This is a genomic window from Streptomyces sp. NPDC025784 (assembly GCF_055558435.1).
The window spans coordinates 341,833-365,801 of record NZ_JBVHMN010000001.1; the positions used below are offsets into that span (position 1 = coordinate 341,833).

Annotated in this window: 21 protein-coding genes and 2 pseudogenes; 13 read left to right on the top strand and 10 right to left on the bottom strand. The window is 72.3% G+C overall.

The features are described 5' to 3' along the window. Positions 1 to 2: 2 nt before the first annotated feature. Complete coding sequence (locus ACZ4IF_RS01475; RefSeq protein WP_467558523.1) at positions 3 to 1,592, bottom strand: MFS transporter; 1,590 nt, start codon at positions 1,590 to 1,592, stop codon at positions 3 to 5. A 242-nt stretch (positions 1,593 to 1,834) separates the two neighbouring features. Between ACZ4IF_RS01475 and panB the strand changes: the two genes are divergently transcribed. From panB to ACZ4IF_RS01490, 3 genes are all read left to right on the top strand, one after another. Beyond that, a complete protein-coding gene (gene panB, locus ACZ4IF_RS01480; protein WP_095933892.1) occupies positions 1,835 to 2,722 on the top strand; it encodes a 3-methyl-2-oxobutanoate hydroxymethyltransferase in 888 nt (295 codons plus the stop codon). Positions 2,723 to 3,013: 291 nt separating this feature from the next. Further along, positions 3,014 to 4,048 (top strand): ATP-binding cassette domain-containing protein, encoded by a 1,035-nt coding sequence (locus ACZ4IF_RS01485; protein ID WP_467558526.1) that lies wholly within the window; start codon positions 3,014 to 3,016, stop codon positions 4,046 to 4,048. Further along, positions 4,045 to 4,923, top strand: coding sequence for an ABC transporter permease (locus ACZ4IF_RS01490; RefSeq protein ID WP_467558528.1), 879 nt, complete (start codon positions 4,045 to 4,047; stop codon positions 4,921 to 4,923). The genes ACZ4IF_RS01485 and ACZ4IF_RS01490 overlap by 4 nt, the downstream gene beginning before the upstream one ends. 23 nt (positions 4,924 to 4,946) lie before the next feature. On the opposite strand, the gene ACZ4IF_RS01495 is transcribed toward ACZ4IF_RS01490, so the two are convergent. Together ACZ4IF_RS01495 and ACZ4IF_RS01500 are read right to left on the bottom strand one after the other, a co-directional pair. Further along, on the bottom strand, positions 4,947 to 8,642 hold the full coding sequence (locus tag ACZ4IF_RS01495; RefSeq protein WP_467558530.1) for an AfsR/SARP family transcriptional regulator: 3,696 nt from the start codon (positions 8,640 to 8,642) through the stop codon (positions 4,947 to 4,949). A 14-nt stretch (positions 8,643 to 8,656) separates the two neighbouring features. After that, positions 8,657 to 9,196 (bottom strand): DUF6578 domain-containing protein, encoded by a 540-nt coding sequence (locus ACZ4IF_RS01500; protein WP_467558532.1) that lies wholly within the window; start codon positions 9,194 to 9,196, stop codon positions 8,657 to 8,659. Between the two features lie 115 nt (positions 9,197 to 9,311). On the opposite strand from ACZ4IF_RS01500, the gene ACZ4IF_RS01505 reads away from it, so the two are divergent. Next, positions 9,312 to 10,112, top strand: a complete 801-nt coding sequence (locus ACZ4IF_RS01505; RefSeq protein WP_467558534.1) for a site-2 protease family protein — start codon at positions 9,312 to 9,314, stop codon at positions 10,110 to 10,112. Here the strand turns inward: ACZ4IF_RS01505 and ACZ4IF_RS01510 are convergent. From ACZ4IF_RS01510 to ACZ4IF_RS01520, 3 genes are all read right to left on the bottom strand, one after another. After that, complete coding sequence (locus tag ACZ4IF_RS01510) at positions 10,102 to 10,344, bottom strand: hypothetical protein (protein ID WP_467558536.1); 243 nt, start codon at positions 10,342 to 10,344, stop codon at positions 10,102 to 10,104. The two genes, ACZ4IF_RS01505 and ACZ4IF_RS01510, sit on opposite strands and share 11 nt — an antisense overlap. Before the next feature lie 92 nt (positions 10,345 to 10,436). Next, positions 10,437 to 11,141: an NADPH-dependent F420 reductase gene (gene npdG / locus ACZ4IF_RS01515; RefSeq protein WP_467558538.1), complete on the bottom strand. Its 705-nt coding sequence runs from the start codon at positions 11,139 to 11,141 to the stop codon at positions 10,437 to 10,439. Between the two features lie 37 nt (positions 11,142 to 11,178). Further along, positions 11,179 to 12,357, bottom strand: a complete 1,179-nt coding sequence (locus ACZ4IF_RS01520) for a sialidase family protein (RefSeq protein ID WP_467558540.1) — start codon at positions 12,355 to 12,357, stop codon at positions 11,179 to 11,181. A 114-nt stretch (positions 12,358 to 12,471) separates the two neighbouring features. Here ACZ4IF_RS01520 and ACZ4IF_RS01525 point away from each other — a divergent pair, with 114 nt between their 5' ends. Together ACZ4IF_RS01525 and ACZ4IF_RS01530 are read left to right on the top strand one after the other, a co-directional pair. After that, a complete protein-coding gene (locus tag ACZ4IF_RS01525) occupies positions 12,472 to 13,074 on the top strand; it encodes a hypothetical protein (RefSeq protein WP_467558542.1) in 603 nt (200 codons plus the stop codon). 554 nt (positions 13,075 to 13,628) lie between these two features. Then, on the top strand, positions 13,629 to 14,921 hold the full coding sequence (locus ACZ4IF_RS01530; protein WP_467558544.1) for an MFS transporter: 1,293 nt from the start codon (positions 13,629 to 13,631) through the stop codon (positions 14,919 to 14,921). A gap of 157 nt (positions 14,922 to 15,078) precedes the next feature. Here ACZ4IF_RS01530 and ACZ4IF_RS01535 read toward each other — a convergent pair whose 3' ends face one another. Beyond that, a complete protein-coding gene (locus ACZ4IF_RS01535; protein ID WP_467558546.1) occupies positions 15,079 to 15,315 on the bottom strand; it encodes a hypothetical protein in 237 nt (78 codons plus the stop codon). A 58-nt stretch (positions 15,316 to 15,373) separates the two neighbouring features. Here ACZ4IF_RS01535 and map point away from each other — a divergent pair, with 58 nt between their 5' ends. Then, complete coding sequence (gene map / locus ACZ4IF_RS01540; protein ID WP_467558548.1) at positions 15,374 to 16,231, top strand: type I methionyl aminopeptidase; 858 nt, start codon at positions 15,374 to 15,376, stop codon at positions 16,229 to 16,231. A 176-nt stretch (positions 16,232 to 16,407) separates the two neighbouring features. Continuing rightward, a complete protein-coding gene (locus tag ACZ4IF_RS01545) occupies positions 16,408 to 17,055 on the top strand; it encodes a biliverdin-producing heme oxygenase (RefSeq protein WP_467558550.1) in 648 nt (215 codons plus the stop codon). 68 nt (positions 17,056 to 17,123) lie between these two features. On the opposite strand, the gene ACZ4IF_RS01550 is transcribed toward ACZ4IF_RS01545, so the two are convergent. Together ACZ4IF_RS01550 and ACZ4IF_RS01555 are read right to left on the bottom strand one after the other, a co-directional pair. After that, positions 17,124 to 17,768, bottom strand: coding sequence for a PhzF family phenazine biosynthesis protein (locus tag ACZ4IF_RS01550; protein ID WP_467558552.1), 645 nt, complete (start codon positions 17,766 to 17,768; stop codon positions 17,124 to 17,126). A gap of 223 nt (positions 17,769 to 17,991) precedes the next feature. Next, positions 17,992 to 18,138, bottom strand: a pseudogene (locus ACZ4IF_RS01555) (iron chelate uptake ABC transporter family permease subunit); the annotation flags it as partial. Positions 18,139 to 18,245: 107 nt separating this feature from the next. On the opposite strand from ACZ4IF_RS01555, the pseudogene ACZ4IF_RS01560 reads away from it, so the two are divergent. The 5 genes and pseudogenes from ACZ4IF_RS01560 to ACZ4IF_RS01580 all read left to right on the top strand — a co-directional run. Beyond that, positions 18,246 to 18,535: pseudogene (locus ACZ4IF_RS01560) on the top strand (hemin ABC transporter ATP-binding protein); the annotation flags it as partial. Positions 18,536 to 18,725: 190 nt separating this feature from the next. Further along, a complete protein-coding gene (gene efeO / locus ACZ4IF_RS01565; RefSeq protein ID WP_467558554.1) occupies positions 18,726 to 19,862 on the top strand; it encodes an iron uptake system protein EfeO in 1,137 nt (378 codons plus the stop codon). Between the two features lie 10 nt (positions 19,863 to 19,872). Beyond that, the gene (gene efeB / locus ACZ4IF_RS01570; RefSeq protein WP_359490755.1) at positions 19,873 to 21,153 is read left to right on the top strand and encodes an iron uptake transporter deferrochelatase/peroxidase subunit; all 1,281 of its coding nucleotides are present in this window, start codon (positions 19,873 to 19,875) and stop codon (positions 21,151 to 21,153) included. A gap of 4 nt (positions 21,154 to 21,157) precedes the next feature. After that, complete coding sequence (gene efeU / locus ACZ4IF_RS01575; protein WP_467558557.1) at positions 21,158 to 22,033, top strand: iron uptake transporter permease EfeU; 876 nt, start codon at positions 21,158 to 21,160, stop codon at positions 22,031 to 22,033. Continuing rightward, positions 21,990 to 23,003 (top strand): SCO2278 family lipoprotein, encoded by a 1,014-nt coding sequence (locus ACZ4IF_RS01580; RefSeq protein ID WP_467558559.1) that lies wholly within the window; start codon positions 21,990 to 21,992, stop codon positions 23,001 to 23,003. Before efeU ends, ACZ4IF_RS01580 begins: the two co-directional genes overlap by 44 nt. A gap of 158 nt (positions 23,004 to 23,161) precedes the next feature. On the opposite strand, the gene ACZ4IF_RS01585 is transcribed toward ACZ4IF_RS01580, so the two are convergent. Then, positions 23,162 to 23,890 carry a bifunctional DNA primase/polymerase gene (locus tag ACZ4IF_RS01585; RefSeq protein WP_467558561.1) on the bottom strand — a complete coding sequence of 243 codons (729 nt, stop codon included), beginning with the start codon at positions 23,888 to 23,890 and terminating at the stop codon, positions 23,162 to 23,164. Between the last annotated feature and the right edge of the window lie 79 nt (positions 23,891 to 23,969).

Sequence of the window (23,969 nt, forward strand, 5' to 3'; positions counted from 1 at the left end):
CGTCAGTGGTCGGCCGTCACCAGCTCGGCCTCCTCGCCCGCCCGCTCCTCGGCAGACCGTCCGGGCAGGAACACGGCGACGACCAGCGCGCCGATGATCGCCACGCCCGCGCCGCACAGCGCGGTGACGTGCATGGCGTGCAGGAAGGCGTCGTTGGCGGGGGTGACGAGGTCCTTGCCCTGCGGGCCCAGCCGGGCCGCGACGCCGAGGGTGGCCTCGATGGACTCTCCGGCCGTGTGCCGCAGACCGGCCGGGACGAGGGAGAGCTTGTCCTCGATGCCGGTGCGGTAGGAGGTGGAGAGCACGGAGCCGAGGACCGCGATGCCCAGGGCGCCGCCGACCTGCCGGAAGGTGTTGCTGAGCGCGGATGCCGAACCCGCCTTCTCGCGCGGCAGGGCCTGCATTATCACGACGCTGGTGGGCGTCATGATGTGCGCCATTCCGGTGCCCATGAGGAAGAAGATGACCTCCAGGAGCCAGATGGGGGTGTCCGTGTCCAGGACGGCGAACGCGGCGAGCATCGCGGCGATGATCAGCAGGCCCGCCGTGCAGGTGGCCTTGTTGCCGATGCGGTCGACGACGAGGCGGGCGCGGGGCGCGAAGATGATCTGGGCCGCGGCGAGCGGCAGCATCAGCAGACCGGTCTGCAGCGGCGAGTAGCCGCGCACGCTCTGCGTGTAGAAGACGGAGAAGAAGGTCACGCCCATCAGCGCGAAGAAGACCAGCGCGATGGCCGCGATCGCGGCGGAGAAGACCTTGTTCTGGAAGTACGTGACGTCGATCGACGGGTGGTCGCTGCGCTTCTCGTACACGACGAAGAAGGCGAGGACGGCGAGTCCGGCGGCGATGGTCGCGAGGACGGTGCCGTCGGTGAAGTCGGCGAGCTGGCCGCCCTTGATGATGCCGTAGACCAGCAGGACGAGCCCGATGACGGAGAGGACGACGCCGACCGGGTCGAGGCGGCCCGGGTTCGGGTCACGGGAGTCGGGTACCAGCCAGAACATCAGGACGAGCGCGAGCGCCACGATCGGCACGTTGATCAGGAAGACCGAGCCCCACCAGAAGTGGTCCAGCAGGACACCGCCGGTGATCGGTCCGATCGCGATGGCGAGGCCGACGCCGCCGGCCCAGATGCCGATGGCCTTGGGCTGCTCGTCGCGCTCGAAGACGTTCATCAGGACGGCGAGGGTGGCGGGCATCACGAAGGCGGCCCCCAGACCCATCACCGCGCGGAACACGATGAGCTGGACCGGCGAGCCGGACTCCGCGGCCAGCGCGGATCCGATGCCGAACACGGCGAGACCGGCGAGCAGCATCTTCTTGCGGCCGAGCCGGTCGCCGAGGAGGCCGGCGGTGAACAGAAGTCCGGCGAAGACGAGCGTGTAGGCGTTGATGGCCCACTCCAGCTCGCTCTGCGTGGCGCCGAGTCCGGTGGGCGCCGGTGTCGAGATCGTCTTGATCGCGACGTTGAGGATGGAGTTGTCGAGCACCACGATCAGCAGGCTGAGCATGAGCACGCCGAGGATCGCCCAGCGGCGCCGGTGCACCGCCTCGGGCACACGTCGTTCGGCAGGAGGAGCGGAGGTCGTCATGGCGACCACCCTAGGCGACTTCCGATACGGCACCGTCTCGTATCGGAAATGCTTTACGGAGACCTTACGAAGGGACCTAGGTCGCAGGACGGAGGCGGGGGCCGTGGCGCGCGGACACCGCCCGCTTGGACGAGACGTGGATCGCCCGGCCCGGTCTAGCCGCGCGTGGCACGAAGTGCCACCATGGAGGCGGTCCGGGGACGCCGTCAGGGCGCCTCGAGATGACAGAAGGAGCCGTTGCGATGACGCAGCTTTCGGCTGCCCAGGAGCAGTCTGCGGAGGGCGCCCTCAAGCGCACCGACAGCAGCAAGGCGCTCTACGGAGGCAAGAGCACCCGCCGTATCACGGTGCGCGACATCACCGCCGCCAAGGAGCGCGGCGAGAAGTGGCCCATGCTCACCGCCTACGACGCGATGACCGCGTCGGTCTTCGACGAGGCCGGCATCCCGGTGATGCTCGTCGGCGACTCGGCGGGCAACTGCCACCTGGGGTACGAGACGACCGTGCCCGTCACGATGGACGAGATGACGATGCTGTCCGCCGCGGTGGTCCGGGGCACCTCCCGCGCCCTGATCGTCGGCGACCTGCCCTTCGGCTCCTACCAGGAGGGCCCCGTGCAGGCCCTGCGCTCGGCGACCCGCCTCGTCAAGGAGGCCGGGGTCGGCGCGGTGAAGCTGGAGGGCGGCGAGCGCTCGCACCGCCAGATCGAGCTGCTCGTGGAGTCCGGCATCCCGGTCATGGCGCACATCGGCCTGACCCCGCAGTCCGTGAACGCCATGGGCTACCGCGTACAGGGCCGCGGCGACGAGGCCGCGCACCAGCTGCTGCGGGACGCCAAGGCGGTGCAGGACGCCGGTGCGTTCGCCGTCGTCCTGGAACTGGTCCCGGCGGAGCTGGCCGCCGAGGTCACGCGCACGCTGCACATCCCGACGGTCGGCATCGGCGCCGGTCCGGAGACCGACGCGCAGGTCCTCGTCTGGACCGACATGCTCGGTCTGACCGGCGGCCGGGTGCCGAAGTTCGTCAAGAAGTACGCCGACCTGCGTCAGGTCATGGGCGACGCGGCGAAGGCGTTCGCCGAGGACGTGGTCGGCGGGACGTTCCCGCTGGAGGAGCACTCCGTCCACTAGGGCCTGTCTGACAATTCGCGGCGTCGCCCGAAGGCCGGGCAGGCGGGAATTGTCGGACAGGGCATAGGACCCAGAGCCACTGCGGCACCGAGGCGACCCGTCGATCTTCCCCCGTCGACGGGTCGCCGCCTTTTCGCAGCTGCGCCGCGCCGAGGGACCGCCGCCGGCCGGACGGCGACGCGCTTGACGGCGGTGCGCTGTCGGCGGCCTGTCGGTGTGCGACGGACGGCGCCGGCGGGCTGTCGGTGGACTGTCGGCCGGTTGTCGGTGGCGGCTGACACCTTGGTCGGCATGACGCGAATCGACAAGAACCCCCGAGAGGGCGCCGGCGCCGCGAGCGCCGTCACCGTGCGGGGGCTGGTCAAGCACTACGGCGAGACCAAGGCGCTGGACGGTGTGGACCTGGACGTGCACGAGGGCACCGTCCTCGGGGTACTGGGTCCCAACGGCGCCGGCAAGACCACCCTCGTCCGCTGCCTGTCCACCCTCATCACCCCCGACTCCGGGCACGCCACCGTCGCCGGTTACGACGTGCTGCGCCAGCCCCGCCAGCTGCGCCGCGTGATAGGCCTCACCGGCCAGTACGCCTCGGTCGACGAGAAGCTCCCCGGCTGGGAGAACCTCTACATGATCGGCCGGCTGCTCGACCTGCCCCGCAAGACCGCGCGCCGCCGCGCCGACGAGCTCCTGGAGCGCTTCTCGCTCACCGAGGCGGCCCGGCGCCCGGCCTCCACGTACTCCGGCGGAATGCGCCGCCGACTCGACCTCGCCGCCTCCATGATCGGCAACCCGGCCGTCCTGTACCTGGACGAGCCGACCACGGGCCTCGACCCGCGCACCCGCAACGAGGTGTGGCACGAGGTCAAGCGCATGGTCGCCGAAGGCGCCACCGTGCTGCTCACCACCCAGTACATGGAGGAGGCCGAACAGCTGGCCTCCGAGCTGACGGTCATCGACCGCGGCAAGGTCATCGCGAACGGCCGGATCGACGAGCTGAAGGCCCGCGTCGGCGGCCGCACACTGCGCGTCCGCCCGGTGGACCCGCTCGAACTGCGCCCGCTGGCCTCGATGTTCGACGAGCTGGGGCTCACCGGCCTCGCCACGACGACCGTGGACGCCGAGACCGGCAGCGTGCTCGTGCCGGTCCTCAGCGACGAGCAGCTCACCGCCGTGGTCGGCGCGGTCACCGCGCGCGGCATCACCATCGGCTCCATCTCCACCGAACTGCCCAGCCTGGACGAGGTGTTCCTGTCCCTCACCGGCCACAAGGCCTCCGCCCCGCAGGACGAGGTCCCCGCCCCCGCCCCCGAGGAGGTCGCCGTATGAGCGCCAGCCCGTCGCCCACCACCACACTCGACAGGGACGGCTCCGTCGACGACCTGCCCTCCGTCGCCGCGGCGCCCAGCGCCGCACAGGGGGACTCCCGTATCTCCCCTCGCGCGCACGCCCGTCACATCGGCGCGCTGGTCCGCCGCAACCTGCTGTGGATCCGCCAGGACCCGGAGTCGATGTTCGACGCCGTCCTGATGCCGGTCGTCTTCACCCTGCTGTTCGTGTACGTCTTCGGCGGTTCCATCGGCCAGTCGCTCGGCGGCGGGCAGGACCGGTACGTGCAATATGTGGTGCCCGGTCTGATGGCGATGATGGGCATGAACATCGCCACCGCCGTCGGGACAGGCTTCAACCAGGACTTTCAGACCGGCGTGATGGACCGCTTCCGCACGCTGCCGATCGGCCAGGGTTCGGTGCTCTTCGCCAAGATCGTGGTGGAGTTGATGAGGATGCTCGTCGCCACCACCATCCTGTTGGTCGTCGGCGTGCTCGTCGGCTTCGACATCAATGACTGGCCCGGCCTGTTCGCCGCCGTGGGACTCTCCGTACTGTTCGGCTCGGCCCTGATGTGGATCTTCCTGGTCCTCGGTGTGACGATGAAGAACGCCCAGTCCGTGCAGGCGATGGGCTTCCTCGTCCTGATGCCCCTGCAGTTCGGCTCCTCGATCTTCTCGCCGCCCCGGACCATGCCCGGCTGGCTCCAGAACTTCACCGAATACAACCCGCTGTCCTCGCTCGCGGACGCAGCGCGCGGCCTGATGGTGGGCGGCCCGGTCACGCACGACCTGTGGGTGACCCTCGGCTGGACGGCGGCGCTGACGCTGGTCATGGCACCGATCGCGATCCACAAGTTCCGCACCAAGAACTGACCTTGCGGACCCACCGGTTCGCCTCAGACGAGGGCGGCGGCCTCCTGCGCGGAGAGCCCGCCGCCCTCGGCGTACGCGGCCTCGTACGCCGCGTCGTCGAGCACGGCGCGCACGCCGGCCTCCGCCTGCGCGCGCACCTCGTCCTCCATCGGGCCCGTGAAGTGGCCCGGCGGCAACAGGTGGTCGGCGGCACCGAGGAGCCGGGCCGCCTCGCGGACACGGCTGCCGCCGTCCAGACCGGTCAGGGCGATGGCGGCGGTGGTCAGCTGCGCCGAGGTCATGTGCGGCGCGATCATCTGGGTCAGGGGGTCCATGGACCGGGACAGCGCCCTGCGGACCTTGGCCAGGGCGGTCTCGTACTGCCCTTCGACCGCGTCCAGCCAGCCCTCCACGCCGAGCACGAAGCCCTCGAAGACCACGAAGGTGGCGGCGGCGAAGTCCTCGCGCAGCCGCCGCATCTGCTCGCGCGCCTCGGCGATCCGGCCGGTCCGGCCGAGCCACATGGCGAGGAAGAGCCGGGCCGCGGGCATCGCCTCGTTGAGGGCGCCGTGGCCCTCGGTGAGGGCGTCGCGCAGCATCCGCTCGCCCCGCTCGTGCTCGCCCAGTTCGACGTACACACCGCCGAGCCGGACGCTGAGCACCGCCATCTGGGCGTGCGCGCCGAGCCGCTCGGCGTACCCGCTCGCCTCGGTGTAGTCCGCGGCGGCGGCCGCGTAGTCGCCCTTGCGTTCGTGCGCCTCGCCGCGCGCGGACAACGCCTCGGCGGCGCCCCAGGCGTCGCCGATCGCGGCGAAGATCTCCAGGGCCTCGTCCGCGTCGCGGGTGGCGTCGCCCGCCAGGTCCGCCCGGTTGGCGAGGACGTTGGCGCGCATCTGGAGGGCGACCGCGAGCTCCCACTCGAAGCCGAGCTCACGGCAGGTGGCGACCGTCACCTCGACGACCTCTCGCATCCGGTCGAGGTCGCCGGTCAGCAGGACGGCGTAGAACCAGAGGTTGCCGGGGCTGCGGCAGGTCTGCGGGAGGCCCGGACGGTAGGTCTCGCTGATGACGTGCAGTTTCGCCTGGGCCTCCGGGGTCTGCCAGGCCTCCATGTCCATGTCCATGCAGGCGAGATGGACGAGATGCACTCCGCGCCGGGCCTCGGTGAGGACGTCCGGGCGCATCGGCGGCGGGGTGTCGATGCAGCGCTCGTGCAGCGGCTCGGCGGGGCGCGGCGGCGGGGCGAACGGGTCCGGGCCGAGGGCCATGACCTCGCGGGACCAGGCGCGGGCCTCGATGCGCTGGTCGCGGATCTGCCAGTACCAGCCCAGCGACAGGACGAGGCAGATCGCCTCCTGTTCGTCGCGCTCGGCGACGGCGTGCCGCAGGGCGGTGCGCAGGTTCTCGTACTCGCGCTCCAGGGTCGCGATCGCCGTCGCCTGACGGGGACCGCGCAGCTCCGGGTCGGTGGTCCGGGCGAGTTCGCGGTAGTGGGTGAGGTGGGAGCGTTCGGCGGCGGCGCGGTCGCCGCACTCGTCGAGGCGTTCGCCCGCGTACTCGGCAACCGTCTCCAGGAGGCGGTAGCGCATCTCCCCGTCGGCGCCCTCCCCCTCCGCGGTGGGCGCCGCGACGACGAGGGACTTGTCGACGAGCGAGCCGAGGGCCTCCAGCGCGGCGGGGCCGCAGACGGCCTCCGCGGCGGCGAGATCGCAGCCGCCCGAGAACACCGACAGCCGTCGCAGCACGTCCCGTTCGTCCGCGTCGAGGAGGTCCCAGGACCAGTCGACGACCGCCCGCAGCGTCTGCTGGCGCGGCAGCACGGTACGGCTGCCGGAGGTGAGCAGACGGAAACGGTCGTCCAGCCGGTCGGCGATCTGCCGCGGGGTGAGCATCCGCAGCCGGGCGGCGGCGAGTTCGATCGCGAGCGGCAGGCCGTCGAGGCGACGGCAGATCTCGGCGGCGGCCTCTGCGTCGTCCTCGACACGGAAGCCGGGGCGGGCGGCGGCCCCGCGGTCGGCCAGCAGCCGCAGCGCGACGGGTTCCGGCAGTGGTTCCACGGGTCGCAGCAACTCCCCCGGTACGCCGAGGGGTTCACGGCTGGTCGCCAGCACCGTCAGCCCGGGGCACCGTTCCAGGAGTTCCTCGACGAGGTGTGCGGCCGCGTCCACGACGTGCTCGCAGTTGTCGAGGACGAGCAGCATGCGGCGCTTGGCGCAGTGCTCGGCGAGCCGGGTGAGCGGGTCGTCGTGCCGGTCGGCCACGGCGCGCATCTCCTCGGCGCCGGCACCGCGCAGCACGGTCTCGCGCGCGCCGACCGCGGTGAGCACGGCCTCGGGCACCGCCTCCGGGTCGTCGACCGGCGCGAGCTCGGCCAGCCACACCCCGTCGCGGGCCGCGTACGCCACGGACTCCGCCGCTTCCTGGGACAGCCGGGTCTTCCCGGCCCCGCCGGGACCGAGCAGCGTCACGAGCCGGGCCGCCGCCAGGTCTCCGCGGATGGCGTCGATGTCCGCCTCCCGCCCCACGAAGGAGGTGAGCCGGGCCCGCAGATTGCCGGTGGCCGGGTGGGCGGGCCGGGAGGGGACGGTGGAACCGGGGGTGCGGGCGGTGTCGCCGTCGACGGGGGCGGCGGGACCGGCTCCGCCGGACGCGCCCGGGGCGAGGGCCACACCATCGGGTATCGGGAGCCCCTTCGGCGCGCCGACGGGGGTCCCCGTCGCGGGCGGGGCCGCGCCCGCGACGACGGTTCGGTCGCCGTGCCGTACCGCCCCGCCGTCCGGGCCGTGGTGACCGGCGGCCCGGCCCACGTACCGGGACGCGGCGCCGTGCGAGCCTTCGGCCCCGTGCGACCCGTCGGCGCCGTCCGCGGGCCGGGGCGCGGTCCCGTCCGGGTGCCCGGCCGCCGTCCCGTACCGGCTGCCGGTACCGTCCGGGCGCCCGGGAGGCTGGGTGCCGGGGCGCTCGTTCCCGGCGGGGGGCGTGTGCGCGATGTCGTGGGACTGGGCGGGCCGCGGCGCGTCGAGGAGTTCCCGGTGCAGTGCGCGCAGCTCGGGACCGGGGTCCGAGCCCAGGCGGTCGGCGAGGAGCCGGCGTACGGACTCGTAGGCGGCGAGGGCCTCGGCCGGGCGGCCGGCGGCACGCAGGGCGCGCAGCCGCAGGGCGTGCAAGGGTTCGTCGAGGGGATGGCCGTCGCACAGTGCGGTCAGCTCGGGCAGGACCTGCTCGGCGTGGCCGAGGGCGAGCGCCGCGCCGATCCGGGTGCGCCGCACGTCGAGCCGGCGGGTCTCCCAGCGGGCCGCCTCGGCGGCGCGGTCCGGGAGGTCGGCGAGGGCGGGTCCCTGCCACAGGCCGAGGGCGTCGTCCAGGGCGGTCGCGGCCTTCGCCGGATCGCCGTCGGCGAGCGCGCGGGTGCCCTCTCCCGCGAGCCGCTCGAACCGGTACAGGTCGACGTCGTCGGCGACCGCCGCGAGCCGGTACCCGCCGTCCGCCGACTCCACCGCGTCCGGCCCGAGCGCCCGGCGCAGCCGTCCGACCAGCGCCTGCAGCGCGCCGGGCGCGTCCGCGGGCGGATCGCCGTCCCACACCTCGTCGACCAGGACGGCCGGGGTCACGGTCCGGCCGGGCCGCAGCGCCAGGACCGTCAGCAGGGCACGCAGCCGCGCCCCGCCGACCGGGACGGGCGTGCCGTCGGGGCGAAGTGCCTGCGTGGTGCCGAGGATGCGGTAGCGCACGGGGTCCATTGTCTCCGGTGGTCTCAGGTACGGAGGTCCGGCACCTCGAGTTCGGCCAGGACACCGCAGCGGCCCTCGCCGAACCACTTCGGGCTGCTGTCGGCGGTCTCCAGCGAGCGCGACTGCGGCACCGGCTCCAGGGTGCGCGAGCCCGGGTCCGTCTCGGCGAACTCCTGACGCACCACACGGATCGCCCGCACCGTGCCGGCGGTCTCGGGCCACAGTCCGCCGTGGCGCTCGACGGTGAGCATGCCGACCGCCCTGATCCACTGCCCGGGCTCGTCCGGGGGTTCGCCGCTCAGCGCGGCCGTGAGCCCGTCGTCACCGCGCAGCGTGGCGACCACGCCCCCGTCCTCGTCCTCGTCCCCGCCGCCGTCCCCGTCAGGGTCCGTCACGGTCGCGACGGGACCCGACAGCTTGCTGAGCTCCTCGTACCAGCCGCCGCCCAGCACCTCGTCGGAGGACAGGAGCAGCAGCGGCCAGCTCACCTCGTCGCCCACCGAGAAGGGTGTGCCGCAGCACTCCAGCTGCCAGTCCGCGTAGAACACCCACCATCGCGCCATGCCCCCACCCTCCCCGGAACCAATGCCCTGTGGCGAGACGTTTTCCGCCTGAGCCCGGTACGGTCGGGCAGTCCCGAAGCACGTGTGTACCCGTCCCGACAGTCCAGGGAGCCCCATGACCGCCGTCGCGTCCCGCCGCAGTGACCGGAGGATCAGCCCCGTCTTCCTCGGGATCGTGGCCGTCATGGCGGTGACCGGGTGGGCGGCCTGGACCGGCTTCGCCGAGGAGCCCGGCGTGGCCGTGTTCCTCTTCGTCACGTCGGGCTGGATCGTCTCCCTGTGCCTGCACGAGTACGCGCACGCGCGCACCGCGCTGCACAGCGGCGACATCTCGATCGGCGCCAAGGGCTATCTGACGCTGAACCCGCTGAAGTACACGCACGCGCTGCTGAGCATCGTGCTGCCGGTGATCTTCGTGATCATGGGCGGGATCGGTCTGCCGGGCGGCGCCGTCTTCATCGAGCGCAGCCGCATCCGGGGCCGCTGGAAGCACAGCCTGATCTCCGCCGCGGGTCCTCTGACGAACGTCCTCTTCGCGCTGGTGTGCACCGCGCCGTTCTGGCTGCACGCCCTGGACGGCGTGCCCCCGGTCTTCCAGTACGCGCTGGCGTTCCTGGCGCTGCTCCAGGTCACGGCCGCGATCCTGAACTTCCTGCCGGTGCCGGGCCTGGACGGGTACGGCGTGATCGAGCCCTGGCTGTCGTACGGCGTCCGCCGGCAGGTCGAGCCGTTCGCGCCGTTCGGTCTGCTCGCGGTCTTCGCGGTGCTGTGGATCCCGTCGGTGAACCAGGTCTTCTTCGACGCGATCTATTCGATCCTCGGCGGTCTGGGCATCGACGACGGGCAGCGCTACTGCGGCCAGAGCCTCTACCGCTTCTGGGAAGGCGTCGACCAGTACTGCACGGTCAGCCGGTGACGGAACCGCTGCCCGCCCCGCCGGCCCGGGCGCGCCTCAGGTAGTACCAGGCCATGTTGGACGTGAGGCCCGCCAGCAGCACCCACACGATCCCGAGCCAGCTGCCCTGGACGAAGGAGACCACGGCCGCGGCGACGGAGAGGACACAGACGGCGAGGGCGTACAGCGCGAGGCGGGGCATGGGGGTCGGCTCCTGTCGGGGGGACACTGCTTGCCCACCAGTGTCCCCCACGTGACATCCACGGCCGTCACCCACCGGCCCGCGTGGGGCCCGGGGGCCGGGACGGCCGTCGTCCCGGGCGCCACCAGGGCGCCCGACACCCCCTAGACGTCCGTGACGCGCAGGCCCGCGTGGGCCTTGTAGCGCCGGTTCACGGAGATGAGGTTGGCGACCAGGGCCTCGACCTGGTGCGCGTTGCGCAGCCGGCCGGCGAAGACTCCGCGCATGCCGGGGACACGGCCGGCGAGCGCCTGCACGATCTCGACGTCCGCCCGCTCCTCGCCGAGGACCATGACGTCGGTGTCGATCACGTCGATCTCCGGGTCCTCGAGGAGGACGGCGGACAAGTGGTGGAAGGCGGCCGTGACCCGGGAGTCCGGCAGCAGGGCGGCGGCCTGCTCGGCGGCGCTGCCCTCCTCGGGCTTGAGCGCGTAGGCGCCCTTCTTGTCGAAGCCGAGCGGGTTGACGCAGTCGACGACCAGCTTGCCGACGAGCTCCCCGCGCAGCGATTCGAGGGTCTTGCCGTGACCCTCCCAGGGCACGGCGACGATCACGATGTCGCTGCGTCGCGCGGTCTCGGCGTTGTCGGCACCCTCGATGCCGTGGCCGATCTCGGCGGCGGCGGCCTGCGCGCGCTCCTCGGCACGCGAGCCGATGATCACCTTCTGGCCGGCCCGGGCGAGCCGGTAGGCGAGGCCCTTGCCCTGCGGCCCGGTGCCGCCGAGCACGCCCACGACGAGCCCGGACACGTCGGGAAGGTCCCAGGGATCCTTGGCGGGAGCCTTCTGTGCACTGTCAGTAGAGGTCATGGGCCGACTTTACGTGCGTGGTCCGCGACCGTGCGGGTCAGGTGAGGGCGGTCACGGGGATGCGCCGGAAGGCGATCGTCTCGTACGCGCCGAAGTCGCCTGTCTCGTAGAGGAGTCCGACGGTCGTGGCGTCGACGCGGACGAGGTCGGAGTAGGCGGCGGGCAGTCCGTCGACCGTGTGGGCACTCCGCCAGGTGGTGCCCCCGTCGGTGGAGACGCGGACGGTCATCAGGGCGCGGAAGTCGGGGTCGGCGGGCCCCGAGTACAGCAGCAGGTCCGGGTCGCGGAGCTGGAGGACGCTGCCCTGGACGACGGCCGTGACGATCCCGGCCTGCGGACGGAACGGCTTCTCCAGGGTCCTGCCGCCGTCGCGGGAGTGCGCGTCGGCGCGGTTGCCGGGCGACGGGGAGTCGTTGCGGGTGTTGAAGTAGACGCGTCCGTCGGGGAGTTCGGCCGCGGTCGTCTCGTTGACGTTGATGTAGCCGTTGGTGTTCTCGTCGATGTAGCCGAGGTACCAGGTCTGACCGCGGTCGTCGCTGAGGAGGCAGTGACCGCTGTTGTACTTCGCCTCGGTGCCGTTGTCGGTGCCGGTGGGCGCGAGGGTGTGGTTGCCGGGGACGACCACGCGGCCGCCGGTCAGCTGGATCGCGTGCCCGGGGGTGGTGGCGTACCAGCGCCAGCCCGCCTTCTTGACCTGCGCGGTGATCTCCTTCGGTGCCGACCAGGTGAGCCCGTCGTCGTCGCTGTGCTGCACCCATACGCGCCGCCCGTCGGCCGGTTTCACCTTGCCCCGCAGCAGGGCGTCCTCGCTCGCCGCGGCCGCGCTGCGGACGTGCACGAGCAGGACGCGGCCGGTGTCGAGGACGACGGGCGCCGGGTTGCCCGCGAGGTCGCCGCCGTTCTCGGCGACGGCCCGGAGCGGTCCCCAGGTGCGGCCGCCGTCCGTGGACCGCTTCAGCACGATGTCGATGTGGCCGTGGTCGTGCGCGGAGGCGACCCGGCCCTCGCAGAAGGCGAGGAGGGTTCCGGCGCCGGTGACGACGACCGCGGGGATCCGGAAGCCGGCGTAGCCCTCGCGGCCGCCGCGGAAGGGGGTGGTCGGCGCGGAGTCGGTACCGGGGGTGGGGTCGGTGCCGGGTTCGGTACCGACGCCCGCACCGGGCTCGGTCGGCCCGCTGTCGGGTGTGGCGGGTGTCCCGGTGGTCGGCTCGGTCATGGCGGGCTCCTCGCGGTTCCTGGGGGCGGCCGGTGATCGGGGCCTGTGCCCAACTCGGGCGAATTCGTGGTGAACTCCGGGTCACGAGTGGCCGTTTGAGGCAGGATCTGCCGCATGGATGCCGTACGGGTCGCGTTGCTGCGCGAGGTGCTCGCCGGGACCGAGTGGCTGGGCGCCACGCGGCGGTTCGGCGGGGCACTGCGGGGGTCCGTGGTGTCGCACGGGGGCGGACTGCTGCTGGTCGGCACCGAGGAGTACGAGCCCTGGCACCTCGCCGCGCACCTGGTGGACGAGGCGGCGTGGTCGGGGACGCCGGAACTGTCGCCGACCCTGGTGCGGCACGGGGCGCGCGCGTCCGATCCGGCCCACCTCGCCGTGGGGCTGGGCCGCGTCGAGGCGGCGCGGCGCGGGGAGACGCTGCTCGTGGTGGCGCCGGGCCCGACCGGCGCACCGCTGCTGGAGCGGCTGCACGGCGCGCGGAGGGCCGGGGCGACGGTCCTGGCCCTGTCCTCGGACGATCCGGAGCTGCCCGCGCTGGCCCATGAGTCGCTCGCCGTGCCGGCGGACCCCGAGCTCGACCTCGACACCGTGCAGCACCTGGTCAGCGCGGCGGCCGGGGAGAACGCGCTGCCCTCCCCGCGCGGGCCCCGGCGCTTCCGCGACCGTCTTTCCCGCCTCGCGGACCAGCTGACGGCACCGCCGTCGTACCGGTGGTAGCGCGGGGCCGCTCTCCGCGTCCGCGCCCTCGTCGACGCGCGGGCGGCCTTCGCATCGCTGCCGGACGGTGACGGCCCGGGTAACGCCGTCCCGCCGTGACGCCCCGGGGCCACTGCCGCACGGTGCCCGCCCGGGACCGCCGCCGCACGGGTGACGCGGGGAACGCCGACGCACCATGACGCCCCGGAACGCCGACGCACGGAGACAGCCCGGGACCACCGGCGCACGGGGCCCGCCCGGGACCGCCGCCGCACGGGTGACGCGGGGAACGCCTACACACCATGACGCCCCGGAACGCCGACGCACGGAGACAGCCCGGGACCACCGGCGCACGGGGCCCGCCCGGGGCCGCCGCCGCACGGGTGACGCGGGGAACGCCTACACACCATGACGCCCCGGAACGCCGACGCACGGAGACAGCCCGGGACCGCCGGCGCACGGTCGCGGCAGGGGTCCGGTGTCGCGCGGGCCGTGGTGCGAAGCCGCTGTGCGCGATCGCGGTGGCGGCGAAAAGCGGTTGCTCCGCTCGGCGCGTCCGCCGAGCATGGCCCGTTGTGGCCCCCTCCTCCCGACTCCGCTCCCTGCTGCCCGATCTTGCGCCGTGGCGGACCTCCGCCGACTTCCGGCGGCTGTGGGTGGCGGGATTGATCACCAACTTCGGCAGCTTCCTGACCTTCGTCGCGCTGCCGGTGCAGATGAAGGACCTGACCGGGTCGGCCGTGGCGGTGGGCGCGCTCGGAGCCGTCGAGCTCGTGCCCCTGGTGGTGTTCGGCCTGTACGGCGGCGCCCTCGCCGACGCGCTGGACAAACGGAAACTGATCCTCCGTACCGAGGTCGGGCAGGGCCTGCTGTGCGTCGCGCTCCTGGTGAACGCGTCGCTGCCGCACCCCGCGGTGTGGCCGCTGTACGCCGTCGCCGCGCTGTCCTCCGCGCTCGTCGCCGTCCAGCGGCCCGCGCTCGACTCGCTCCTGCCGCGGATCGTGGCCCACGAGCACCTGCCGGCCGCCGCCGCCCTCAACTCGCTGCGCTGGACCGTGGGCGGGGTGGCGGGCCCCGCGCTCGCCGGCGTCGTCGTCGCCTACGCCGGGCTGGGCTGGGCGTACGCCGTGGACCTGGCGACCTTCGCCGTGTCGGTGGCGCTGGCCGTGGGACTGGCCGCGTCGCCCGCCTCGCACGAGGCGGCCAGGCCGTCCCTGCGGTCCGTCGCGGAGGGCGCGCGGTACGCCTGGAGCCGCAAGGAGCTGCTCGGTACGTACGCGCTGGACCTCGCGGCGATGTTCCTCGCGATGCCGCTGGCGTTGCTGCCGTTCCTCGCGGACGAGTTGGACGCGGAGTGGTCGCTGGGGCTGATGTACGCCGCGGTGCCCGCCGGGTCGCTGCTGGTGAGCCTCACCAGCGGGTGGACCTCCCGCGTCCACCGGCACGGGCGGATGGTCGCCCTCGCCGCGGCGTGCTGGGGTCTCGCCATGGCGGCGGCGGGGGTCGTGCACAACGTGTGGCTGGTGCTGCTCTTCCTGACGCTCGGCGGCTGCTGCGACATGGTCAGCGGGATCTTCCGTGCCGCCATCTGGAACCAGACGATCCCGGACGAGCTGCGCGGGCGGCTCGCCGGGATCGAGCTGCTGTCGTACTCCGCCGGGCCCCAGCTCGGGCAGGTCCGCGCCGGTGGCATGGCCGCGTGGGCCGGCGTGCGGACGTCGATCTGGGCCGGTGGGCTGCTCTGTGTGGGGGCGGTGGTGGTGCTGGCCGCGTTCCTTCCGAAGCTGATGACGTACGACGTCCGGACGAATGAGCATGCTGTGCGGATGCGGGCGGTGCGGGGGGTCGAAGCGGGGGCTTCGCTCTGAGCTCCGGATTGGCTGCCGGGGCCTGCCGGTCCGGGGACCGTCGTCAGGGCCCCGTCACCCGGGGCGCCACCGACGCTTTCCCACCCCCACCACCAGAAACCCTCCGTCCGACAGGCTCGGCTCGTCCCGACGCGGCCGGGGAGCCAAGGGGTGGCGGTCAGCGGTCCTCGGGGGCCTGCTCCGTGTCCGACGCGTCATGCCACTTGGGGTCGGTTTCCCATTCGAGGTTCCGCTCGCGCGCGGTCTCCATCGCGTGGGTCGCCTCCTCGCGGGTCGCGTACGGCCCGAAGCGGTTCTTGGCCGGGCACTCGGGGCCTTCCTCGACCTTCTTGTGTTCCAGGCAGTAGTACCACTCGCCGGGCTTGCCGACGGTCCGCTTCTTGAACAGGGCCATGACCGGCTCCTTTCGACACGGACATGGTCCCCCATGCCCGCTGGTTAGACTCGCTGGCATGTCTGGCCAGTCGCTGCTCGTACCAGGGGAGCTCTCTCCCACCCGTCCCGTCCCGGGAAACATCCGGCGTCCCGAGTACGTGGGCAAGCCCGCCCCCACGCCGTACACGGGCCCCGAGGTGCAGACGCCGGAGACCGTCGAGGCGATGCGGGTCGCCGGCCGCATCGCCGCGCAGGCGATGGCGGAGGCCGCGAAGCTCATCGCGCCGGGCGTGACGACGGACGAACTGGACCGCGTGGCGCACGCGTACATGTGCGACCACGGCGCCTACCCGTCGACGCTCGGCTACCGCGGCTTCCCCAAGTCGCTGTGCACCTCCGTCAACGAGGTCATCTGCCACGGCATCCCGGACTCCACGGTCCTCAGGGACGGCGACATCATCAACCTCGACGTCACGGCGTACATCGGCGGCGTGCACGGCGACAACAACGCGACCTACCTGGTCGGCGACGTCGACGAGGAGTCGCGGCTGCTGGTCGAGCGGACCCGCGAGTCCCTCGAACGCGCGATCAAGGCCGTCAAGCCGGGCCGTCAGATCAATGTCATCGGCCGGGTCATCGAGTCCTACGCGAAGCGGTTCGGGTACGGCGTCGTCCGGGACTTCACCGGGCACGGGATCAACTCCTCCTTCCACTCGGGATTGATCATTCCCCACTACGACAGCCCCCACGCAACCACCGTCATCCAGCCGGGGATGACCTTCACCATCGAGCCCATGCTCACGCTCGGCACCCACGAGTACGACATGTGGGACGACGGGTGGACCGTCGTCACGAAGGACCGCAGGCGTACCGCCCAGTTCGAGCACACGCTGGTGGTGACGGACAGCGGGGCGGACATCCTGACCCTGCCGTAGCCCGGGAGGCATCGACCCCGGGAAGCATCGAGCCCGCCCTCCTCGGAGGGCGGGCTTCTTCGTGCCCGCTCGACCGGGGCGGGGTATGTTTTTACCGACAGGCTGTCGGGAAAGTTCCCGACAGGTGGTCGGCAAGCTGTTGACTTAGGCAAGGCTTACCTTAGATGATTCGGCGCATGGACTCCTTCTCGGCCCTCATCCGCACCGCCTCGCACGAGCAGCATGTGGAGGCGGAGACGTCGACGTTCATGGCCGACCTGCTGGGCGGCCGACTCGGCGTCGAGGCCTACGCGCGCTACACCGAGCAACTGTGGTTCGTCTACGAGGCCCTGGAGGCGGCGGCCGACCGGCTGATGTCCGATCCGGTGGCCGGCCCGTTCATCCGGCCCGAGCTGCTGCGCCGCACCGCCCTGGAGCGCGACCTGGCCCATCTCCGGGGCTCCGGGTGGCGGGAGTCGCTCACCGCCCTGCCCGCGACCCGGGCCTACGCGACCCGCGTCGCGGAGTGCGCACGGGAGTGGTCCGGCGGCTATGTGGCCCACCACTACACCCGCTACCTCGGCGACCTCTCCGGCGGCCAGATCATCCGCGGCAAGGCCGAGCAGACCTGGGGCTTCGCCCGCAAGGGCGACGGCGTCCGCTTCTACGTCTTCGAGGGCATCGGCAATCCGGCCGCCTTCAAGCGCGGCTACCGCGAACTGCTGGACGCGGTCCCGGCCGACGACCTGGAGAAGCAGCGCATCGTCGCGGAGTGCAAGCAGGCGTTCGCGCTGAACACCGCCGTCTTCCGCGCCCTGGGCGAGGAGTTCCCGCTCACGGCGTGACCGTCATGGGGCCGCGACCGGCCTGCGACGGCAGCCGGGGGCGCCCGGGGGACCTCGGCCCCGGGCCGTCAGCGTTCCAGCAGGACCCGTCCGCCCACCTCGACCCAGCCGTGCGGCTGCGGAGCCGTGAGGATCTGCGAACCCGCGCCTTGCACGATGTTGAGCGCGCGGCCCAGGCGGTCGGTGAGCAGCAGTGCCGCCGCGCCCGTCGCCTCGTCCTCGTCGATGCCGTCGTCACGGCCGGGGAAGGCACGGGCCCGCACACGGCCGGCCGCCTCGTCCTCCCACGCCCAGGCGTAGATCCACTCCCCCGGCGGCGGCACGGTCAGCGCGTCGACCTCGGCGGCCGATCCGTACTGCCGCAGGGTGCGCTCCGGCGCCCACTCGGCCCGAGCCTCGATCCAGCTGAACTCGCCGTCGAGCCGTACTCCCACCGTCCCGGCGGGGGTGACCAGTTCGGGCACGTCGAGCAGCCAGCCCACGCCGACGCAGGGATGTCCGGCGAACGGCAGCCGCAGTGTCGGCGTGTAGATGTCGATCACCCCGCGCTCGGGGTCGTCGACGAACACGGTCTCGCTGAACCCGAGCTTGGCCGCGAGCGCCTGCCGTTCCTCGCGGTCCGGCAGCACGGAGCCGTCACGCACGACACCGAGCTCGTTGCCGTACCCGCCACCGGGTCCGCAGAACACCCGGAGCACGTCGTAGTCAGTCACTCCGGCATTCAAACATCACCCGAGCCGCGGGCGCGTCCCGGACCGTGCGGCGCGGACCCCGAGGCCGTGGACCGTACGGATCCGAACCCGAGACCTTGGACCGTTCGGCGCGGACCCCGAGACCCGGACCCTGAGGTCCGCGTCGCGTCGCCCGGGCCGCCGCCGGTTCCGGACCACATCGTGCGGCGCCTGCGCACCGCGAGCACCACGCTCGCCCCGGCGCGACGTCCACGCCCAGGTGCCGGGCCGGACGTTCGCCGAGCGCCGGCAGATCGAGACGGCGGGCGTACAGCGGGACGACACCGAGACCGAGCGCCGCCCACGGCGGCACGGCCGGCACCTTCGGCCAGGTGGCCTGGGCGAGCGAGCCGGCTGGGCATGAGGCTCCCGCGTACGGTGCCACGTCTCGTGCGTACGGCGCGCGCCGCGCCCCCCTCCCCCGGCCGTGCTCGCCGAGGCGACGGGCGGCCCGCGGCCGACTGGTCGGCGGCCGCACTCGACCTGCGGCACCAGGAGTTGGTACTGCGGATCTGCCGGGACAGGGCGCGTGCCGGGGACGCCGTGGTCGTGGTGCTGCACGATCTGAAGCTCGCGGCGGCGTGCGCGCACCGGGTGGCGATTCTGTGCGCCGGTCGTGTCGCGGCCGCGGTCCCCCGGCCGAGGTCTTCACCGCTGATCTCCTCGGTGAGGTCCACCGTCAGCCGGTCGAGGTGTTCCCGCACCCCGGGACGGGTGCCGTACTGGTCGCACCCCGACGCGACTCTTGACTTTCGCTTGACCATTTCATGGGGTCTGCTTTTGGCCGCCGTGATCAAGCCGTGCCTGTACACCGTCTGTGAGAGCTGAATCACCGGACGGGCGGGTATCACTGAGGGAAGCCTCAGATAAGTTAGGCCAGCCTCACCATGCCGACGCGGTCACCGCCGTGCGGTTTGTCCGACTTCTCTTGGAGCCTGAATGCGAGCCGTCCGCCTCTCAGTTGTCACCGCTGCCGCCACCGCGGCAGCTCTGACCGCCGTCACGGGCTGCACCGAGAAGAGCGACGCCAAGAACGGTGACGCGATCCAGGTGACCGCCGCCGACAGCAAGTGCGACACCTCCGCCAAGACCGTCCCGGCCGGCCACGTCACGCTGAAGATCGAGAACAAGGGGTCGAAGGCCACCGAGGTCGAGATCGTCTTCCCGGACGACCGGATCGTCTCCGAGAAGGAGAACATCGGGCCCGGCACCAAGTACACGCTGACCGCCGAGGTGAAGGCCGGTTCGTACGAGATCGCCTGCCGTCCGGGCATGAAGGGCCACGGCGTCCGCCAGAAGCTCACGGTCACCGGCGGCAAGGCCGCCAAGCGGGACCCGCGCCTCGACAAGGCCGTCGCCGCCTACCGCGGGTACGCGCAGGAGCAGGCCGACGCCACGCTGCCCAAGGCCGAGGCGTTCGCGAAGTCCGTCAAGGACGGCGACATGGAGGCCGCGAAGAAGGCGTTCGCCGACTCCCGCCTCGGCTGGGAGCGCACCGAGCCCGTCGCGGAGTCCTTCGGCGACATCGACCCGAAGGTCGACGTCCGCGAGGACGGCCTGGAGGACGGCCAGAAGTGGACGGGCTGGCACCGTCTGGAGAAGGCCCTGTGGCACGACAAGAAGATCGGCGCGGAGGAGAAGACCCTCGCCGACCAGCTCGTCACCGACCTCAAGGACTGGCAGAAGCGGGTCGGCAAGGCCGAGATCACCCCGACCTCCATGGCCAACGGCGCCAAGGAGCTGCTCGACGAGGTCGCCACCGGCAAGGTCACCGGCGAGGAGGACCGCTACTCGCACACCGACCTGACCGACTTCAAGGGCAACGTCGAGGGCGCGCAGAAGGCGTACGAGCTGCTGAAGCCGGTCGCCCAGGAGAACGACGCGGCGCTGACCACGGAGCTCGACAAGCAGTTCACGGCGCTCGACACGCTGCTCGACAAGTACCGCACGGACAAGTCCTCGTACGTCTTCACCTCGTACGACAAGGTCGGCAAGGCCGACCGCAAGGAGCTCTCCGACGCCGTGAACGCGCTCGCCGAGCCCCTGTCCAAGCTCGCCGCCGCCGTCGTGAAGTAGGAGCAGCAGCATGACGGACACCACGGAAGCCTCCCAAACCGCCGAGAACACGGGCTCGTCCGCGCCGTCACGGCGTTCGCTGATCGGCTGGGGCGGTGCCGGGCTCGCGCTCGGCGCCGCCGCGGCCGGCGGAGCCGTGGCGATGACCCGCACCGGCAACGACGTGGACCCGGCCGGCGCCGACGCGGGCGGCGCGATCGCCTTCCACGGCGCGCACCAGGCGGGCATCGCGACGCCGGTACAGGACCGGCTGCACTTCGCCGCGTTCGACGTGCAGACGGACGACCGCGCCGAGTTCGTGCAGATGCTGAAGGACTGGACGGCCGCCGCCCGGCGGATGACCGCGGGGCACGCGGTCGGCGAGGGGGCGTACGGCGGTCTGGCCGAAGCGCCGCCGGACGACACCGGTGAGGCACTGGGCCTCAAGCCGTCGCGGCTGACGCTGACGATCGGCTTCGGCCCGTCCCTGTTCGAGAAGTTCGGGCTGAACGACCGGCGCCCCGAGGCCCTCGTCGATCTGCCGCAGTTCCCGGGCGACGCCCTGGAGAAGACCCGCAGCAACGGCGATCTGTGCATCCAGGCGTGCGCGGACGACCCGCAGGTCGCGGTGCACGCGATCCGCAACCTGGCCCGCATCGGCTTCGGCAAGGTCGTGATCCGCTGGTCCCAGCTCGGTTTCGGCAAGACCTCGTCCACCACCCCGGACGCGCAGACCCCGCGCAACCTGATGGGCTTCAAGGACGGCACGCGCAACATCGCCGGCACGGAGAAGGACCGGCTGGAGAAGTTCGTGTGGGTCGGCGAGAAGGACGGCGCCGACTGGATGACCGGCGGCTCCTACCTCGTCGCCCGCCGCATCCGGATGCACATCGAGACCTGGGACCGCACCTCGCTCCAGGAGCAGGAGGACATCTTCGGCCGCGACAAGGGCGAAGGCGCTCCGGTGGGCAAGGCGAAGGAGCACGACAAGCCCTTCCTGAAGGCGATGAAGCCGGACGCGCACGTACGGCTCGCGCACCCCGACTCCAACAACGGCGTGACGATCCTGCGGCGCGGCTACTCGTTCACGGACGGCACGGACGGCCTCGGCCGTCTGGAGGCGGGCCTGTTCTTCCTCGCCTACCAGCGCGACGTGCGCAAGGGGTTCATCCCGCTCCAGCGCAGCCTGTCGCGCTCCGACGCGCTCAACGAGTACATCCAGCACGTGAGTTCGGCGGTCTTCGCCGTCCCGCCCGGTGTCCGCGGCAAGGACGACTGGTGGGGCCGGGCGCTGTTCTCCGAGGAGGCGTAGCCCAGTGTTCAGCAACTACCTGATCGGTCTGCGCGAGGGGCTGGAGGCGAGCCTCGTCGTCTGCATCCTGATCGCCTACCTGGTGAAGACCGGCCGCCGGGACGCCCTGCGGCCGATCTGGCTCGGCATCGGCGTCGCGGTCGCGCTGGCGCTCGGCTTCGGCTGCGCGCTCGAATTCGGCTCCCAGGAGATGACGTTCCAGGCGCAGGAGGCGCTCGGCGGCTCGCTGTCCGTCCTGGCGGTCGGCCTGGTGACGTGGATGGTCTTCTGGATGCGGCGCACCGCGCGGCACCTCAAGAGCGAGCTGCACGGCAGGCTGGACGCCGCCCTCGCCATGGGCACGGGCGCGCTGGTGGCGACCGCGTTCCTGGCGGTGGGCCGTGAGGGCCTGGAGACCGCGCTGTTCGTGTGGGCGTCGGTGCACGCGGCGAGCGACGGCACGCCCCGCCCGCTGATCGGCGTGGCCCTGGGCCTGGCCACCGCGGTCCTCCTCGGCTGGCTGTTCTACCGGGGCGCGCTGCGGATCAACCTCGCCAAGTTCTTCACCTGGACCGGCGGCATGCTGGTCGTCGTCGCCGCGGGCGTGCTCGCGTACGGCGTCCACGACCTCCAGGAGGCCGACTTCGTCCCCGGCCTGACGAACCTGGCGTTCGACATCAGCAGCACCATCGACCCGACGAGCTGGTACGGCACCCTGCTGAAGGGCGTCTTCAACTTCCAGCCGGACCCGACCGTCCTCCAGGTCACGGTGTGGGCGCTGTACCTGGTCCCGACACTCGCCGTCTTCCTCGCCCCGGTAGGGTTCGCCTCCGGGAAGGGGAAGGTGAAGGCACCTGATGAGCAGGGATCGCACGGGTCGCAGCCCACGAACGCTTCGTAGTCTCAATCGATTCGCCCTGGCAACGGGGACGTTGACCGTTCTGTCGCTGACGGCGAGCGGCTGCGTGGTGGTGCACGGCGAGCGGGAGGTCGTACCGGCGGCGACCCGGTCCGAAGCCGCCCGCGCGCTCGAGGACTTCACCACCTCGTACAACAAGGCGGACGAGAAGTACGACCGTTCGCTGGACGCGGACCGGGTCGCCGGGCCGCTCGCCGACATCGACGCCGCGAAGCTCAAGGCGGGACACAAGAACAACCCGGGCGGCAATCCGTCGCATTCGCCGCTGACGTTCACGGACGCCAAGTTCGTGATACCCGAGAAGGCCGCATGGCCGCGCTGGTTCGTGGCCGACACGGCGGCCAACAAGGGCGTCAAGAGCAGCCGTTGGCTGCTCGTCTTCACCCGCACGAGCGCGGACGACGTCTGGGCGGTGTCGTACCTGACGGTCCTCGCCGCCGCGGACGTGCCGAAGTTCGAGACGGACGAGGACGGCTGGGCCCAGCCGGTCACGGCCGACGACGCCGCCGTGACGGTCGAGCCCGGCAAGCTCAGCCAGGCCTACGCGGCCTATCTCAAGTCCGGCGGCGACGAGTTCGGCCCCGGCATTCACACCTCGCAGTGGCGGGCCCAGCGCAAGAAGTTCGCGAGCAAGCCCGGACTCGCCCGGCAGTACATCGACGAGCCGATGTCCTCGGGCGAGTACGCCCCGGTGGGACTGCGCACGGCGGACGGCGGGGCGATGGTGTTCTTCACCACGCATCGCTACGAGAAGCAGACCGCCGCGGCGGGCACCGAGATCCCCGCGCCCACGGCGGACGTCCGGGCCCTGACGACCGGTGAGATCAAGCAGTCCCTCACCCTGGAGTTCGTCTCCAACCAGGTGGCCCTGGATCCGGCGAAGGGCTCGGGGGACCCTCGGGTCTCGGTACTGGGACGGATCGAGGGACTGACGGGGGCGAAGGGCGAGTAGCCCACCCGTCACTCGTCACCCGTCGCGTCGGAAGCGGGGTCGGTCCCGCCCTGTCGTACCGGACGCGGGAGGCGATCTCGTCGCGTCGTACCGGACGCGGGTCGGTCACGCGCCGGTGAGGTCCCGACGCGCGGGCGGTCCGTCGCCCGTGCGGGCCGTCAGTGCCGGTGGGGCCAGGCGGCCAGCTGGTCCGTCTCCTGCTGCCCCGCGTGCCGGGCGCAGGCGTCGGTGAGGATCTCCAGCAGGGTGAGCGGGTCCGGCAGGGCGTGCTCGGGTCCGCGCACCCAGTCGACCGTCAGGTCGCCGGGCAGCCGGGCCGGCGGGACGAGGACGTAGGAGCCGCGGCAGTGCCAGCGGAACCCCGGGTGCTCGTCCATCGTCTCGGGGTGGCAGTCCAGCTCGCAGGGCCACCACTCGTCCTCGTCCTCGGGCGTACCTCGGGTGAGGGTGAAGAAGAGCATCCGGCCGTCGCCGCTCTCGGCGACGGGACCGACCTCGATCCCGGAGGCGAGCATCCGCTCCAGCGCCTCGCGGCCCGCCTCCAGCGGCACGTCGAGGACGTCGTGCACCATGCCGGTCGCGGTGATGAAGTTGGCGTGCGGCTGATGCCGGGCCCATCGCTCGATCTGGGCGCGGTCGGTGGTGGACTGCGTCTGCCAGGCGAAGGAGACCGGGTGGCGGGCCGGGGTGGGACAACCGATGCGGTCGCAGGAGCAGCGGTAGCCGGACGGGTGGGCGGCCTGCGCGAGCGGCAGTCCCGCGGCAGCGGCGGCGAGCAGCAGGGCCTCACGTCCGCCGTCGTCGGCGGTCTCCTTCTGACGGCGTCCACGCAGCCACTGGGAGATCCTGCCCTGCGCGCCGGAGCGGCGACCGAACTCTGCGCTCATCTATCCCCTCGCTAGCCGTTGGTCCCGACGACAACCATCCGGGGCCGACAGCCCGTTCCGGGGCCGTCCGCAAGCCCTA

Bases quoted from the DNA above. Each gene is read 5' to 3' on its own strand.
- map (WP_467558548.1), top strand. From the start codon at position 15,374: ATGTCTGGCCAGTCGCTGCTCGTACCAGGGGAGCTCTCTCCCACCCGT.
- ACZ4IF_RS01495 (WP_467558530.1), bottom strand. From the start codon at position 8,642: ATGGACCCCGTGCGCTACCGCATCCTCGGCACCACGCAGGCACTTCGC.
- npdG (WP_467558538.1), bottom strand. From the start codon at position 11,141: ATGACCTCTACTGACAGTGCACAGAAGGCTCCCGCCAAGGATCCCTGG.
- ACZ4IF_RS01520 (WP_467558540.1), bottom strand. From the start codon at position 12,357: ATGACCGAGCCGACCACCGGGACACCCGCCACACCCGACAGCGGGCCG.
- ACZ4IF_RS01500 (WP_467558532.1), bottom strand. From the start codon at position 9,196: ATGGCGCGATGGTGGGTGTTCTACGCGGACTGGCAGCTGGAGTGCTGC.
- efeO (WP_467558554.1), top strand. From the start codon at position 18,726: ATGCGAGCCGTCCGCCTCTCAGTTGTCACCGCTGCCGCCACCGCGGCA.
- ACZ4IF_RS01505 (WP_467558534.1), top strand. From the start codon at position 9,312: ATGACCGCCGTCGCGTCCCGCCGCAGTGACCGGAGGATCAGCCCCGTC.
- ACZ4IF_RS01490 (WP_467558528.1), top strand. From the start codon at position 4,045: ATGAGCGCCAGCCCGTCGCCCACCACCACACTCGACAGGGACGGCTCC.
- efeB (WP_359490755.1), top strand. From the start codon at position 19,873: ATGACGGACACCACGGAAGCCTCCCAAACCGCCGAGAACACGGGCTCG.
- ACZ4IF_RS01535 (WP_467558546.1), bottom strand. From the start codon at position 15,315: ATGGCCCTGTTCAAGAAGCGGACCGTCGGCAAGCCCGGCGAGTGGTAC.
- ACZ4IF_RS01585 (WP_467558561.1), bottom strand. From the start codon at position 23,890: ATGAGCGCAGAGTTCGGTCGCCGCTCCGGCGCGCAGGGCAGGATCTCC.
- ACZ4IF_RS01485 (WP_467558526.1), top strand. From the start codon at position 3,014: ATGACGCGAATCGACAAGAACCCCCGAGAGGGCGCCGGCGCCGCGAGC.
- ACZ4IF_RS01580 (WP_467558559.1), top strand. From the start codon at position 21,990: ATGAGCAGGGATCGCACGGGTCGCAGCCCACGAACGCTTCGTAGTCTC.
- ACZ4IF_RS01545 (WP_467558550.1), top strand. From the start codon at position 16,408: ATGGACTCCTTCTCGGCCCTCATCCGCACCGCCTCGCACGAGCAGCAT.
- ACZ4IF_RS01525 (WP_467558542.1), top strand. From the start codon at position 12,472: ATGGATGCCGTACGGGTCGCGTTGCTGCGCGAGGTGCTCGCCGGGACC.
- ACZ4IF_RS01475 (WP_467558523.1), bottom strand. From the start codon at position 1,592: ATGACGACCTCCGCTCCTCCTGCCGAACGACGTGTGCCCGAGGCGGTG.
- panB (WP_095933892.1), top strand. From the start codon at position 1,835: ATGACGCAGCTTTCGGCTGCCCAGGAGCAGTCTGCGGAGGGCGCCCTC.